The organism is Legionella fairfieldensis ATCC 49588 (genome assembly GCF_000621525.1).
Classification (GTDB): domain Bacteria; phylum Pseudomonadota; class Gammaproteobacteria; order Legionellales; family Legionellaceae; genus Tatlockia; species Tatlockia fairfieldensis.
In genome coordinates, this window is sequence record NZ_JHYC01000014.1 from 1 (window position 1) to 14700 (window position 14700).

A 14700-nucleotide genomic window follows, 5' to 3' on the forward strand; every position below is an offset into this window, starting at 1 on the left:
GGCTGCTTTAGCTGCTTATGCCATTGAGCCATTAAAGCTGTCTGCAATTAAATTGCTTGCAAATTGCGCATAGAAAAACCCATTACTGGGGTTTTTGAAAATACTATGTCAGAATGTCGCTTTACAAACGAAGTGATCAGTTCAATTTTCAATTGAAGTGCCGTCACTGATTACTTTGCCGACACTTCCAAGACTTTTTAGCTTTCATAAGGGTCAAGCCAGACTAATTGAGGAATGCTTTATTATTTTAAACTCAATGTTGCTTGGGATATTGACTTTTCAACCAGCTTTTCTGAGGATGTTTTCAAGCCTAAAGTTTCTTGAATTAATATAACTAATTTCGCAATAAAGTAAAACAACCATTTATCATTATAATTATGCGACGATAAGGCTTTTCTTTGGCCTCCAGCGGTCATATATTCTGCAGTATCGTTCAATATTTCTTTTTTATAATTTTTAGCAGCCATAATTGGTTGGAGTTTATCATTCAAAAATTCAGTCAAAATACTACGGCACTCTTCCTCTGTTAAAGTATCGATATGGGCTTGAAGATGTTTGGCTTTTTCAGAGATGCTATAACTGACAGGCATATATTTCTTTAAATCGTCTCTTGAGTGAGTTAATATTAATTTCTCAGTGAATTTTAATAGATGTTCTATTACTACTTTTCTTGCTGTTATTTTTGTACAGTCATTATTTTTCTCTTCATGCGTCACAAAAAAGGGATGACTATTTAGAATAGAATCATAGGATTTGCTAAGTTTTCCTATCTCGTGATAAAAATTGTTTACTATCTCTTTTAAACATTCTTTCCCAGTTAAAGAGGACATAAGTGGTTCCTTCTCTAATAGATTGATAACATCAGTATAAGACAAAAAAATTAACATAATATTATGTTGATTTTATGAAAACATTATGTGTTTTGCCGCAAAAAACCATTAACACGAATTGCCGATGAAAGTCGGGGTGTTCTTGTTAAGGCTACGTCTGGATGCTTCCAATTAGCCTTAAGTTTTTCTTGACCCCGCAAAACCTACGCTCGCTTTTATTTTCCTTTATCTTCAATAGCTTATATAATTATTCGTGTGGAACTCTCAGGGACAGGCTGCGTTACATAAAGCTAATTGGAATCGACGACTTTTGTTGGCAATTCGGTACTTTGAATTTTTTGTCCGGCACAAAGACGTTCAGAGTAATAAAATCATAGATTAGCGTGACTACACGAATGAAAAGTAAAAAAATAAGCCAGTCTTTTATTTAACCTGTCAAGCTACCTTTTTTGCTCTAAAGGGTTGAATATAAGCTTCTTCAAAGGAGGCTAACCTTTTTTCCAGCTGCACTTGAAGTTTGGCTTTTTCGTTTTCTTTTATAAAGTGTTGACAACTTGTGGAGTTAAAATCCTGACAAACACTAAGGGGAATAGCTTTTAAAGTATCGGCCCATATACTTTTTCCTGCTAAAAAGCTATAAGTCAGGCTATTACGGGTAATCATCTTTAAGGTTGGGTAGTCAACACCATGATTGAGGGCAGCATCGACATACTGATGGGTTAAATCAGTTCTCAAGATGCCCTCATCGTCAGTTGACAGGACAACGGGAACTTTGTGAGCTAAATAATAAGTTAAGGGATGATTCTTTCCAGAAATATTCAGAATAGCTTTGTTGCTAATTAAATTAATTTCTACAGCAATTTGCTTTTTTGCCATATTCGCCAGTAATTCTTCAGCGTTGTCTTCAAATGCAATAGCAACGCCGTGGCCTATGCGTTGGGCTTGTCCTGTATGAATGGCATTATGAATATGAAAACGCAGGTTTTCAGGAATCACATCGGAGGGAGCCAGTTCACCTGCGTGCAAGGCTATATGAACAGTGGGATAAGCCTGGTGCAAAAAATTAAAAATTTGCATTTGTTTATCATAGTCGCGCAAAGCAATAATCCCATCCTCCGGCTGAACCAGATTAACACCAATAATATCCGGTGAGCGTGAAGCGGCTGCAAACCCATTTAAGGCTTGCGCAAAGACTTTCTCCAGAGGCTGTTCACGTAAAATATAATATTGGAATTTGACGGTTAGTTCGCACACTGCTTGTTGATTATTTTTTTCACAATCAAGATCCTGGCGGGCCTGTTTTAAAATGCGAGTCGCTTCATCAATTGTGAGTTGAATGTTATCCTGGAATGCGTTGTTAGTTAACAATTGTTGCTGAATCGCAGTAAAATTAGAAGGAATCACAGGTTGAGTTACAGAAAACAAGGTGGATTGAGCATTATCAGGCAGGATCATAATTTCCAGATAAAGTTCATTCTGATTCGCTGCACGTTGCATAATTTCAGCGAGAAGCGCTGGTCTGTAATCAATGATAACAGGCATAAATTTATTAAAACTTGCAAAAAAATGATCATGTCCTGATTCTTGTCCTGGAACAAAATTTTTCATCGACCAGGCGCGAATAGCTTCATTATAAAATGAAGGATATTGGGTTAATTCGCGGGCTTTTATTCCTGAACAATGTTCGACTGTTTTTGTAATGGCCCATGTTTTTTTGTCCAGACAATAATCATCTTGTGCTGCAAGTGCTAACATCGTTTCAGGATAGGCGCCTCCTGCTAGATGGTAGTGCAATTCACCCCCTTTAGGCATCTTTTTTAAAAAAGCATATAAGGCATTGGGATTCGTTTTAATACCATTAAAATAGCCAGTAACCGTTGAATAGGCAATTGATTGCCCGATAAGAAGAGCGAACAGGAGTCCTGTTTTGAAACGATACATAAAGTTCCAGAAGGTGTTAATTGCTGATATTATCCCATATTCATTAACCAAGACCTAGTTTTTTGCTGTAATGATGATAAATGCGAGAAACGTTTACTATTTATTTTTTATTTTGTTAAGCATTAATCAATCTATAGGTAGAAATTTTTATGCATATTTTAGAAAATGCTTTAAAGGAAACAATTATAAAAAATGATTCGGCGGTTGAAGACTTGATTGGACTTATTGGGCGCTCTTCTTCAATAACACTTTCTGCGACAGATGATGAAAATAAAAGCTTTCTTTATTGGGCATTATATTGTGATAATTTAAAAGCTTTTAAATTATTATTTACCCAGCTTAAAAATGATGAGGTAATATTTTCGCAAACTACCACAAATGAAACTTTATTTTCACTGGCTTCTGCTAAAAACAACATTGATTTACTGGATGAATTATTTACTTTGCAACCAAATGAAATAGCAGAGAAAAAGTTATGGTTATTGGTAAATAATGAAGGAAAGACACCACTCGATATTGCAATTCAAAATAATCACAAAGCTGCTACTCGATATTTACTACAAAAAATTAAAGAAGAACCTGATTATCTTAATATTATTAACCAGGTCAATAAAGAGGGTATGCGTGCATTGGACATGGCTCTTGAATCAGGTCATGTGGAGCTAGTCGAACTATTGCTTCAATATGGGGCTGATCCTTTTTTAGAAGATAGCCAAAATTGTGTTTCTTTGGCACGCTTTAAGAAATTACCTGATGGTAAAGGAAATGAACTTCTTATTGATTTGGTAAAAACGGGTGCTTTTATAGGAAAAAATATATCTAAAATTATAGCTGATGAACTGATTGCTCTTAGTGCCTTAGCTGATTTAGCGTTAATTGGGGTAACAGTCGAGAATAAACCTATAGCACACTATGAAAACGTAGGGCAATTAAGTGCTGTGCTCACTAATTTATCAGATGTTACCCGGCATTTTAATACCTTTGGCGAACATTTAAAGAACAAACTAATTGATTATTTTAAATCTAAACCGATTCACAATATGAGTGGTGCAGAGAAAGTTAGTCTTTATAACTTTCTTGCAGCATGTGGCAACTTAAGAGATGCATTAATTTTTTATATTGAAACGAATGTTTCAACCAAAGCTTTTTTTAATAAGCTTTCAGATGAAAAACTTCCTGAGGACATTTTAAGACTAATACCTCATTATTCAACCGCTTTATTAAAAGAGAGCAAAATCACTCCTGATGAATATGCTTTAGTCACGCAGAAGGAATTGGTTAATACACCACTATATTTGCAATTACAACAGGATCGAGCGTGTATTAATAAGTTGAGAGAAGACATTCAGCAATTTGCTAATCAACTGCAACAAACATTTCAGAGAAGTGTATCTTTAATCGCACTCAGTAGCGCACCCATATTACTAGGTTTAGCAGGAATGGGCATTCTATTAACATGGAGTCTCCTGAAAATGCTGAAAAATCAGGATTTAAAGAATGAAATTAATAAAAAGTGCTCCTATTCATTTACTCAGTGCGGAATCGCCCTTAAAAATTACGATGATCAGTTTTCCCACAGTGCCGAGTTCTTGGCACCGTTTGCAATAGTAGGAATAATAATAATGCTTACGGGATTAGGGCTATTTGGACATTTTCTTTATTCTACCAATAATGGATTAAAAAGAAGACTCAATAAAACCGAGCGTGCTGCATTAACCCATTTATTGGAACAACTTAATAGCATGTATACGGAATTAGAAGGTATTAATTTTGATCAAGGGTTCATTATTGAAAATCTACAACGTTTAACAAATAGCGTTGCATTACTTAGAAAGAATAAGCCAATTGATATAATTATTAATACCTTATCAAACACTTCAAATACACTGAATACGTTACAAGCAGAGATTAATAAAACCAATAAGCCAATTAGAGAATATAACGCTAATCGATTATTTGCAGCCTCCTCGCAATCACAAAGCCAGCGATTCTTTGCCCAAAAAGACAATGATTATTTAGCAAATGATAGTATGCCTTTACGTGAATTGGCCAACAGGGAAATAGTTATCTCTGTTAATGACGAGGATGATTCTGAAGAAGAGGTATTGCTGCGCTCTTATCGCTAAACAGATCGTGTTGAATTTGCTATTTTTCCTACGTGCCACGGACTACTGTGGCGCGCAGGATTTTGCGAGTGCCAGGTGAACTTAAGGCAGAGCAGACAGGTTTAGCGTTTTGCCACCGCCAAACCTTTTAAGATAGTCAATGCAGCATATAATTGATAGTCTTCATGCAGCAAGGCGTCATCGTCTTTAACTGCATGATTGGATGCTTTTGCATCGCTATTCTTATTATCCAAATGACCATTTAGACTCGCTTCGCTGAAACCGGCAAAGGCGTCTGTTTTGATGGCCGTTTTAGGAACATCTATTTCTTCTACTACGATGTCAGGTGTTATACCTTTGGCCTGAATCGATGTTCCAGAAGGTGTATAGTACAAGGCGGTTGTTAATTTGATGCCACGTTTATCATCTAATGGTAACACGGTTTGTACTGAACCTTTGCCAAAGCTTTGAGTACCAAGAATCAACGCTCGCTTATTGTCTTTTAGCGCCCCAGCAACAATTTCTGATGCAGAAGCTGATCCATTATTAATGAGTACCACCATCGGTGCATTATTCAAAATATCGTGAGTATTGGTTGATAAAGCAGTGAATTTGGAGCCTGGTAAACGTCCTTGAGTATAGACGATCGTTTCAGGTTTACCGTTTTTATCATTGGCAAGAAACGCATCCGAAACCTGAATGGCAGAATCCAAAAGACCACCAGGATTATTGCGTAAATCCAGAATAAGTCCTTTAAGATCACGACCTGATTGTTGTTTTAACTGAGCAATTGCTTTTTCCATATCCTGACCTGTCATCGCCTGAAACTGGGTCAAGCGAATGTAACCATACCCGTCGTCAAGCAATCGGCTCTTAACACTTTTAATCATGATTTTTTCACGCACCAGAGAAAAAGTAAGTGGTTTATTTTCACCTTTGCGCAAGATGGTTAAATCCAGCGTTGTGCCAACTTTACCTCGCATCATGTCAACAGCATCTTTCAGAGTGATACCTTGAACTGACTGAGAGCCGAGTTTGATAATATAATCGCCTGCCTTGATACCTGCTTTGAACGCGGGTGTATCTACCAAAGGAGTTACTACTTTAACGACGCCATCTTCCATAGTAACCTCAATACCAAGCCCACCAAATTCGCCGCTGGTTGAGGTTTGCAGTTCTTTAAAGGCATCCTCATCAAGATAAGTAGAATGAGGATCTAAACCACTTAGCATCCCGCGTATTGCATTGTCGAATAATTCTTTATCATCAACGGGCTTAACGTAATATTTTTTAATTTCACCAATCGCGTTAGAAAAGCGCTGTACATCTTCCATCGGAATTTGTTTGGTTTCCGCAGCTTGTGTGCCAGAATCTTCAGTCACGGAACTTTCTGTGGTAAATGCTTGTGCCGGGAACATTAAAGCGGTGGATAGCAATGTTACCATAACGCTAAAATAAAACCGTTTCTTGTGCATGCTGTTCTCCTTTGGTAAGTTTAGCGCGCAGCAAGCACGCTACCTCCCGTATCGTTTTCTATCTAGCAATATAAGTGCCAGAGGTGTTTAAGAAAGCCAATTGAGTGGAGGAATCGCTTTACCACGATGTCTTACTTCGAAGTATAGTCCGTTTTGTTTTAATCCGCCGCTATGGCCCACTGCGGCAATTTGCTCACCTTGAAGGACGGTTGCTCCTTTGGGTTTAAATAAAGATTGGTTGTGAGCATACAACGTCATAAAACCCTGGCCATGATCCAGTATTAATAACAAACCGTAACCATTTAACCAGTCACTAAAGACCACTTTTCCAGAATAAATAGCGGTCACAGGCGTTCCTTCAGCGGCAAAAAATGTCACGCCTTGATTCATTTTTTGTAAATTATCCTTTTTAGTATTTACCGGGTGTGGCAATTTTCGCTGCATTTGTGTAAACGATTGATTTGTATGAATAATACTTTGTGCGGCTAACGTTTTTAGTAATTGCGCAAGTTTTTTCTTATTGCGTTCATAGTCAGATAACGTGTGCTCTTTTGTTTGAATTTCATTATTAAGCGATTGAATCAAAGCCTTATGATACCGTTTGTTTTGTTCAAGCGCCTGTTGATGTTTATTCAGTTGTCGTTGTAATTGTTGCTGTTCATTCAATTCTTTTTTCAATGTTTCTTGATCAATCGTGAGATTCCGTTTGGTGTGGTCAATTTTGTCAATGATTTGTTGTCGGGAGCGAATTAAATACTGGTGAAAAGTTAATAAACGACTAATAGTGTAGGGATTATCCTGGTTTAATAACCATTTGAGAGGTTGATATTCTCCTGTTTTGTAACGGATGCGTACATGCTCGGCAAGCAACTGTTGTTGTGCGATAAGTTTCCTGTTTAATTCATTAATATGTTTCTGAACGTTTTGGATTTTCTTTTTTTTCTCATCCATGATTTGTTGTATCAACTGCAAATGATGGATGCCTTTTCCAATCTGTTTTTCCGTTTCAGCGAGTTCCTGATTTAACAAACCGCGCTTATCATTTGCGTTTAGCAATATTTTTTTTAATTGGGTAATTTGTCCATCCAGTTGTTTTAATTGGCTTTGGGTCTGAATTAAAGAAGGATTGTCAGCCCAGCTTATTGAAGAGAAAAACAATAGTACCAGGCTGATATATAGACCCGAACTGAATGAATGAACTGATTGCAAGGTCATGTATTTTTTACCAATAAGGATTTTCCAGTCATTTCAGCAGGTTGCTTAATATCAAGCAAAGCCAACAGGGTTGGAGCTACATCAATTAAACTGCCTGTTTCGCTATTGAAATGCCAACCACTTCCTATATATAAAAAGGGCACTGGTTGACAAGTATGAGCTGTATGAGCCTGATGCGTCAATTCATCATACATTGTCTCCGCGTTCCCATGATCTGCTGTAATCAATAAAGCGCCATGGGCGCTCGTTAACGCGTGCCCTACTTCACTCATACAGGCGTCCAGACATTCAATAGCTTTTATTGTCGCCGCAAAATTGCCGCTGTGGCCAACCATATCCGCATTGGCATAATTACAAATAATGACATCAAAAGCCTTACTGTGAATGGCGTCTACCAATGCCTGCGTCAGTTCAGGAGCACTCATTTCAGGACGTAAATCATAAGTAGCTACCGAAGGAGAGGGAATAAGAATTCGCTCTTCGTTGGGAAAAATCTGTTCGGAGCCTCCATTAAAGAAAAAAGTAACGTGGGCATACTTCTCTGTTTCAGCAATGCGCAATTGCCGAAGCCCTTTCCTGGCAAGAATTTCGCCCAGTGTATTCTGTAAATACAAAGGGGGAAAGGCATTTTCAGTCATTAAATCTTTTGCATACTGAGTCATGCTGACAAAATGAGCAAGAGAGGGTTGTTGAGGACGGCTAAAACCATTAAACGTTTTATCAATAAAGGCTTTCGTAAGTTGACGGGCGCGATCAGAGCGATAATTAAAGAAGAAGAGGGAGTCGCCTTCTGCAATGGCTTTGCCTTTACCAATGAGGGAAGGAGGTATAAATTCATCTGTCTTGTTTTCAGTATAAAAAAATTGAATGGCTTCCTCAGCCGTATTGAAATGATAGTCGCTCTTTGCTTCGGTTAATAAATAATACACCGGGGCGACCCGCTCCCAACGTTTATCGCGATCCATGGCAAAATAACGACCAGTAATGGACGCTATGGTTGCTCCCGGGTAATGTTTTAGATGCTGATTAAGTTTTTCTATACTGTGTAACGCACTTTGTGGCGGCGTATCACGGCCATCCAAAAAGAGATGCAGGTAGAGGCGATTAAAATTTTTCTTCGCGCACAGGGCGAGAAAGGCAAACAAATGATCTTCATGGCTGTGTACGCCACCGGCCGAAAGAAGCCCCATGATGTGGAGGTTTTTACCACTTGCCAGCATGTCATTAATGAGTGTATTTAATACCGGATTTTGGTTAAACTCACCTCTGATAATAGCGTCATTGATGCGGGTAAAATCCTGATTGATAATTCGGCCTGCCCCGATATGCATATGGCCTACTTCTGAATTGCCCATTTGTTCCTCGGGCAGACCTACCTGTTTTCCTGATGCGTCCAGAAGAATATGAGGGCGAGTACGCCACCATTCATCCCATTGAGGAGTATGAGCGGCGCTAATCGCATCATAGGGGCTGTTTTTCTGGTAGCCCCAGCCATCCAGGATGAGTAAGACGAGTGGCTTTTTGTTATTCATTGATGATCTCGAGCGATAAAATTCGATTATATACTTAATCAAACCAAAGTAGCGAAATCAAGTTTGAAAAAGCTTACGTTGCCTGTAAGCCAGTTTACGCGATGAATTACACCAAACTGTCTTGCAGTACTTAATATTTTTTCTTAAAGAGGTTAGACTATCTGCCATTTTATGATGTGGATGGATGCGTTGGACGAAATATTACCCCAGCATATTGCTATCGTAATGGATGGAAATGGCCGTTGGGCACAAAGTCGGGGCTTATTGCGCGTTGAAGGTCACCGTGCAGGAATTAACCCGGTAAAAACCGTGATTCGTTGCTGTCTCGAATGCCAGATTCCTGTACTCAGTTTGTTTGCTTTTAGTAGTGAAAACTGGTCCAGACCCGAAAAAGAAGTTGAGTTTCTTATGCAGCTTTTTATAGAAGCATTAGGAAAGGAAGTGCAAGAGCTGCATCAGCACGGGGTTCGTTTACGTTTTACTGGTAATAGAATTACTTTACCTCAACAGTTATGTGAGCAGATGCAACGTGCTGAAACGCTTACTGCCAGCAATAATAGTCTGATTTTGAATGTTGTGGTTAATTATGGCGGCAAATGGGATCTTGTTCAGGCAACCAGAACCCTGATAAAACAGGTTTGTTCGGGGGAGTTAGCTCTGGACGCCGTTGATGAAGCAGTTTTGTCGCAAGCACTTAGTACGTATGGTTTGCCCGATCCGGATTTATTTATTCGTACCAGTGGCGAACAACGGATTAGTAATTTTTTTCTTTGGCAGCTTGCCTACACTGAATTGTATTTTTCCGAAGTACCGTGGCCTGATTTCAATGCGACCGAGTTTCATAAGGCACTAGCTAATTATAGCCGACGTGAAAGGCGCTACGGTAAAACTTCTCAGCAACTAAGCGAGATCCCTGATGTTTAAACAACGGTTATTAACGACCTTAATATTGGTCCCTCTTGTTTTATTTGCCATTTATTATGCCAGTGACTGGTTTTTTACCAGCGTAATTCTGTTATTGTTATTTGCCTGTGCAATTGAATGGTCAGGTTTGATTCCTGTCAGGCAATTGGGACTGAAAGTAATTTTTATTATCAGTATATTCCTGTCATTCTGGCTAACGTATGATAATAGTCATTTTAACTATTGGTTAATTACGGGGATGTTAATCTGGGGGCTAATCTTTATTGCAATACTTGGCTTTCCTGTTTCACAACGGATATGGGGATATTCCTTTATTATTACAGGTGCTGGCCTTTTATTATTACCTTTATTTGCGCAATGCCTATTGCTGATTTATCATCAACCCCAGGGACCTGATTTAATCGTTTATCTCTTGTTTTTGGTTTGGGCTGCTGATATTGGCGCTTATCTGGTCGGGAGACAATGGGGAAAACATAAACTAATACCTTGGGTCAGTCCCGGAAAAACGGTAGAAGGAGCGCTTGGAGGTTTTATTCTGGCGTTGTTAATTGCTCTGGGCGGGTATTTTTATTTTCGGCCAGATGCCTCTCTTGGCTGGTTTTTGCTTGCTGTGATTACTACGTTGTTTTCCATGATGGGTGATTTATTCATTAGCATGCTTAAAAGAAGATCTAAAATTAAAGATACTGGCCATTTATTGCCTGGACATGGTGGTGTACTCGATCGTTTAGACAGTTTAATTGCTGCCTCATTTCTATTTTATTGTGGCCTCGCTTTTCTGGCTTTAGGATTATAATTATGCTTGCAACCCTGCTTTATTTTTTTCTTGCTCTGTTATTGTTGATAACAGTTCATGAATATGGACATTTTCTGGTCGCTCGTTTGTGCGGGGTGAAGGTTCTGCGTTTTTCCTTTGGCTTTGGTAAAATATTGGCTCGCTGGCATGATAAAAAAGGCACGGAATACGCCTGGTCACTGTTTCCCTTGGGCGGGTATGTGAAAATGCTGGATGAGACTGAGGGAGATGTTCCCTTAACCGAGCGGCACCTGGCTTTTAATAACAAATCCGTGTGGGTGCGTATTGCTATTGTGATTGCCGGTCCCTTATTTAACTTTCTGTTTGCCTTTTTAGTATTATGGCTGGTTTTGGTAATTGGCATTCAGTCTCTGGCTCCAATTGTTGACAATGTAAAACCAGGTAGTATTTCCGCTTTGGCGGGTTTAAAACCCAAACAGGAAATTATTGCCATAAATGGCAAAAAAATAACAAGCTGGCGTGATTTTCAATTTGCTCTAATGCCTTTTCTTGGTAGCAGTGAATCGGTGAATCTCGTGGTCCAATCGCTGGAAAACAAACAAAAAACAACGCTTTTTCTACCACTTTCCAATTGGAAACTGGATGTAAAAAAACCCGACCCGCTAAATAGTCTGGGAATAATACCCTTTATCCCTGCGATCCCCCCTGTAATTGGTGAAGTAATCCAGGATTCGCCAGCGCAAGCAGAAAACTTGCAGAAAGGTGATGTGATTACACAAATGAACGGAAAGCCTCTCCATGACTGGCTGGATTTGGTGGAATATGTAAAACTCCATCCGGATGAACAGTTGACGCTTGTTATTAACCGACAGGGGCAAATCATGACTTTTCATTTACATATGGGTACCAAACCTGGTACGAATGAAGGGTTTCTGGGGTTACGTTCTCAAAAGGTAGATTGGCCACATCAATGGTTACGACTGGAACGTCAAGACCCGCTCCAGGCCATAGGTACTGCGTTTAAACAAGTGGTTGACCTGAGCGGCGCTACTTTTTCCTTAATTGGTCGTTTTATTACGGGCAAACTGGCATTACAGACCATTAGTGGTCCTGTTGGTATCGCCCAGGGAGCAGGCGAATCTGCACGTAGTGGCTTAGCTTATTATTTATCTTTTTTAGCTTTGGTTAGTATTAGTTTAGGGGTATTGAATTTATTGCCCATTCCAATGCTTGACGGGGGACATTTACTTTATTGCCTTATCGAAATCATTCAGGGACGGCCTCTTTCGGAACCCGTGAAATCATTGGGTATTTATTTAGGATTAACTTTATTAATGGGATTAATGGTATTGGCTCTGAGTAACGATATATCACGTTTAACAAATTAGAATAACTATCAACCTGCTTGGCCAGGAGTTCAAGAGGAATAGAGAAGACGCTTATAGTTCAATTTGGTCAAAGAGATGTGACCACTTTATACAATTTCTTGACAGGGATAGCCTCTTCCTATAAAAGGATTGCAATTTTTTTTATTCTTGCTGGAGTTTCTGGCTCCTCAAGACGAGGATTATCCCGTAGTAGTGCTGGACGTAAAACAATAATGAAGAAAGTCAGTAAAAAATTTGTGTTAGGAATTTGCTGTTCAACAGCATTGATTTTTTCAATGCAGGTGCGCGCAGCAAATGATTTTATAGTACGAGACATTAAAGTAACCGGACTGCATAGAGTTAGTGTCGGTACGGTATTAAATTATCTACCTGTTCAAGTGGGAGAGGAAGTAGGTCCTTCTTCTACGGCCCAGATTATTCGAACCTTGTACGACACCGGTTTTTTTCAATCGGTAGAACTTGAAAGACAAGGAAATACCCTGATTGTTAATGTGGTTGAAAGGGCAACTATCGGTTCTATTACCGTGGTGGGTAATAAAGAAATTCCCAGCGATAAAATGAAGGAATTGCTGAAGCAATTAGGTTTGGTTAAAGGACGCGTTTTTCAACGTTCTTCATTAGAGTATCTGGAGAAGGAATTAAAACAGGCCTATAATGCGCGTGGAAAGTATAATGCTCATGTCGAAACCAGTGTAACTCAGTTAACTGAAAACCGTGTGGCAATTAATGCGACGATTTCTGAAGGTCGGGTTTCACGTATTAAAGAAATTAAATTTATTGGTAACCACGATTTCTCCAGTAGTGAATTAATGCCTGAAATGTCGTTGTCAACCACGAATGTTTTTACCTATTTTTCTAAAAAAGATCAGTATTCCAAAGCGTCGATGGACGCTTCTCTGGAAGCGTTGCGTTCTTTTTATCTTGATCGCGGCTATTTAAAATTTAATATTGTGTCCTCGCAAGTATTGTTATCACCTGATAAAAAAGATGTCTTTATTAATATCCATGTGGAAGAAGGCCCACAATACCGTTTTGCAGGTTATTCAGTGGTGGGCAACACTGTTTTACCTAAAGAACGAATTGATTCACTGATTCAGGTGAGGCAAGGCGATATTTTCTCACGTAAAAAAGTAACGGAAAGTATTTCTGCGGTAGGATTGGCATTAGGTGATGTTGGTTATGGTTTCCCTGCTATTAATGCTGAACCTCGTATTGATGAAAAGGATAAAACGGTATGGATAACTTTTATGGTTGAACCTGGTCGGCATGTGTATGTTCGACGTGTTAATTTTCATGGCAATACTAAAACGGGCGATTATGTATTGCGTAATGTTATCCGTCAGGATGAAGGTTCGCTGTTGTCGCTGCATAACATCAAAGAATCTGAAAGACAAATGCGTCTTTTAGGCTATTTAAAAAATGTTAATATAAAAACCACTCCGGTACCGGGTACAAATAATCAGGTTGATCTGGATGTTGAAGTGGAAGAGGCGCCTTCTGCTGAAGCTTCAGCTTCATTAGGATATGGTACCAATGGTCCTCAATTCAATGCTTCTTTTAATCAGCATAATTTTATGGGTACAGGTCGTTCCGTAGGACTGGGTTTCAATGCCAGTTATTGGGGACAGGATTATTCGTTTAATTATTATAATCCTTTTTATACCAAAACAGGTGTGGGACGGGGCTTGTCGCTTTATTATTCGAGGATTGATCCAAAGCGGTTCAAGGATCTCAGTGCGTATTCGGCTGATCGTTTTGGGGGCGATGTAAGCTATAGTATCCTCCTCAGTGAATATAGCAGTATGCAACTCGGGTATGGCTACCAGGATCTGCGTATTAAATCGGCGGGTATTGTGCAGCAGATTCAAAACTTTGTTACTGTCTATGGTCGCGATTTTCATCAGGTTCGCCTGACTTCGGGCTGGAGCCGTAATACTTATGATCAATTGCCTTATCCCAACAGAGGTTGGAATCAACAGGCTAGCGCCATGGTTGCTTTGCCCGCATCATCCCGTTCTTTATCGTATTACAAAGCCTCTTATATGACACGATTTTATCAGCCTCTGACTCATGGCTTTATTTTTACTGTTCTGGGTAATATTGGTTATGGTGATTCTTTCAATGATAAGGGTTTACCTTTTTTTGAAAATTTTTATGCGGGCGGTATAGCGTCTCCTGGCCAGGTACGCGGGTTTGATAGTTTTACCTTAGGTCCCAAAGATAATAATTATAATGCGTTAGGTGGAAACTTTTTAGCAAATGGAAGCCTGGGGCTTGTCTTGCCTTATCCTTTAAGTCGCGACACTATTCGAACAACTATTTTTACAGATTTTGGTAATGTTTTTGATCGCGGTATTCCTTTTCTTTTTAGAGGAACTGATGCAGGACCTATTCGTTATTCTGCGGGTGTTTCTTTTGAATGGCGTTCACCCTTTGGGCCATTGGCATTTAGTTTGGCCAAGCCTTTAAATAAACAGCCTTTTGATGAAGAGCAACTATTTCAATTTACCTTATCATCCGGGTTTTAATGAGT

General features: G+C 39.2%; 10 protein-coding genes. 5 read left to right on the top strand and 5 right to left on the bottom strand.

Annotation, left to right across the window (positions count from 1 at the left end; translation table 11 throughout):
- Positions 1-242: 242 nt before the first annotated feature.
- A complete protein-coding gene (locus tag T345_RS0104665) occupies positions 243-830 on the bottom strand; it encodes a hypothetical protein (RefSeq protein WP_028388312.1) in 588 nt (195 codons plus the stop codon).
- A gap of 435 nt (positions 831-1265) precedes the next feature.
- Positions 1266-2771, bottom strand: a complete 1506-nt coding sequence (locus T345_RS0104670) for an adenosine deaminase family protein (RefSeq protein ID WP_051555137.1) — start codon at positions 2769-2771, stop codon at positions 1266-1268.
- Between the two features lie 149 nt (positions 2772-2920).
- On the opposite strand from T345_RS0104670, the gene T345_RS0104675 reads away from it, so the two are divergent.
- Positions 2921-4897 (top strand): ankyrin repeat domain-containing protein, encoded by a 1977-nt coding sequence (locus tag T345_RS0104675; protein ID WP_028388314.1) that lies wholly within the window; start codon positions 2921-2923, stop codon positions 4895-4897.
- 101 nt (positions 4898-4998) lie between these two features.
- On the opposite strand, the gene T345_RS0104680 is transcribed toward T345_RS0104675, so the two are convergent.
- From T345_RS0104680 to gpmI, 3 genes are all read right to left on the bottom strand, one after another.
- Entirely contained in the window at positions 4999-6351 is a 1353-nt protein-coding gene (locus tag T345_RS0104680; RefSeq protein WP_028388315.1) for a S41 family peptidase, read from the bottom strand.
- An 87-nt stretch (positions 6352-6438) separates the two neighbouring features.
- Positions 6439-7566 carry a murein hydrolase activator EnvC family protein gene (locus T345_RS0104685; RefSeq protein WP_028388316.1) on the bottom strand — a complete coding sequence of 376 codons (1128 nt, stop codon included), beginning with the start codon at positions 7564-7566 and terminating at the stop codon, positions 6439-6441.
- Entirely contained in the window at positions 7563-9098 is a 1536-nt protein-coding gene (gene gpmI, locus T345_RS0104690; RefSeq protein ID WP_028388317.1) for a 2,3-bisphosphoglycerate-independent phosphoglycerate mutase, read from the bottom strand. The genes T345_RS0104685 and gpmI overlap by 4 nt, the downstream gene beginning before the upstream one ends.
- 225 nt (positions 9099-9323) lie before the next feature.
- Between gpmI and uppS the strand changes: the two genes are divergently transcribed.
- The 4 genes from uppS to bamA all read left to right on the top strand — a co-directional run bounded on the left by uppS (position 9324) and on the right by bamA (position 14695).
- Positions 9324-10022 (top strand): polyprenyl diphosphate synthase, encoded by a 699-nt coding sequence (gene uppS, locus T345_RS0104695; RefSeq protein ID WP_423202099.1) that lies wholly within the window; start codon positions 9324-9326, stop codon positions 10020-10022.
- Positions 10015-10818 carry a phosphatidate cytidylyltransferase gene (locus T345_RS0104700; RefSeq protein ID WP_028388319.1) on the top strand — a complete coding sequence of 268 codons (804 nt, stop codon included), beginning with the start codon at positions 10015-10017 and terminating at the stop codon, positions 10816-10818. The genes uppS and T345_RS0104700 overlap by 8 nt, the downstream gene beginning before the upstream one ends.
- A gap of 2 nt (positions 10819-10820) precedes the next feature.
- Entirely contained in the window at positions 10821-12167 is a 1347-nt protein-coding gene (gene rseP / locus T345_RS0104705; protein ID WP_028388320.1) for an RIP metalloprotease RseP, read from the top strand.
- Positions 12168-12379: 212 nt separating this feature from the next.
- A complete protein-coding gene (gene bamA / locus T345_RS0104710) occupies positions 12380-14695 on the top strand; it encodes an outer membrane protein assembly factor BamA (RefSeq protein ID WP_028388321.1) in 2316 nt (771 codons plus the stop codon).
- Positions 14696-14700: the final 5 nt, after the last annotated feature.

Coding starts and splice junctions, on each gene's coding strand:
- T345_RS0104665 (WP_028388312.1), bottom strand. CDS start 830: ATGTCCTCTTTAACTGGGAAAGAATGTTTAAAAGAGATAGTAAACAAT.
- T345_RS0104670 (WP_051555137.1), bottom strand. CDS start 2,771: ATGTATCGTTTCAAAACAGGACTCCTGTTCGCTCTTCTTATCGGGCAA.
- T345_RS0104675 (WP_028388314.1), top strand. CDS start 2,921: ATGCATATTTTAGAAAATGCTTTAAAGGAAACAATTATAAAAAATGAT.
- T345_RS0104680 (WP_028388315.1), bottom strand. CDS start 6,351: ATGCACAAGAAACGGTTTTATTTTAGCGTTATGGTAACATTGCTATCC.
- T345_RS0104685 (WP_028388316.1), bottom strand. CDS start 7,566: ATGACCTTGCAATCAGTTCATTCATTCAGTTCGGGTCTATATATCAGC.
- gpmI (WP_028388317.1), bottom strand. CDS start 9,098: ATGAATAACAAAAAGCCACTCGTCTTACTCATCCTGGATGGCTGGGGC.
- uppS (WP_423202099.1), top strand. CDS start 9,324: ATGGATGGAAATGGCCGTTGGGCACAAAGTCGGGGCTTATTGCGCGTT.
- T345_RS0104700 (WP_028388319.1), top strand. CDS start 10,015: ATGTTTAAACAACGGTTATTAACGACCTTAATATTGGTCCCTCTTGTT.
- rseP (WP_028388320.1), top strand. CDS start 10,821: ATGCTTGCAACCCTGCTTTATTTTTTTCTTGCTCTGTTATTGTTGATA.
- bamA (WP_028388321.1), top strand. CDS start 12,380: ATGAAGAAAGTCAGTAAAAAATTTGTGTTAGGAATTTGCTGTTCAACA.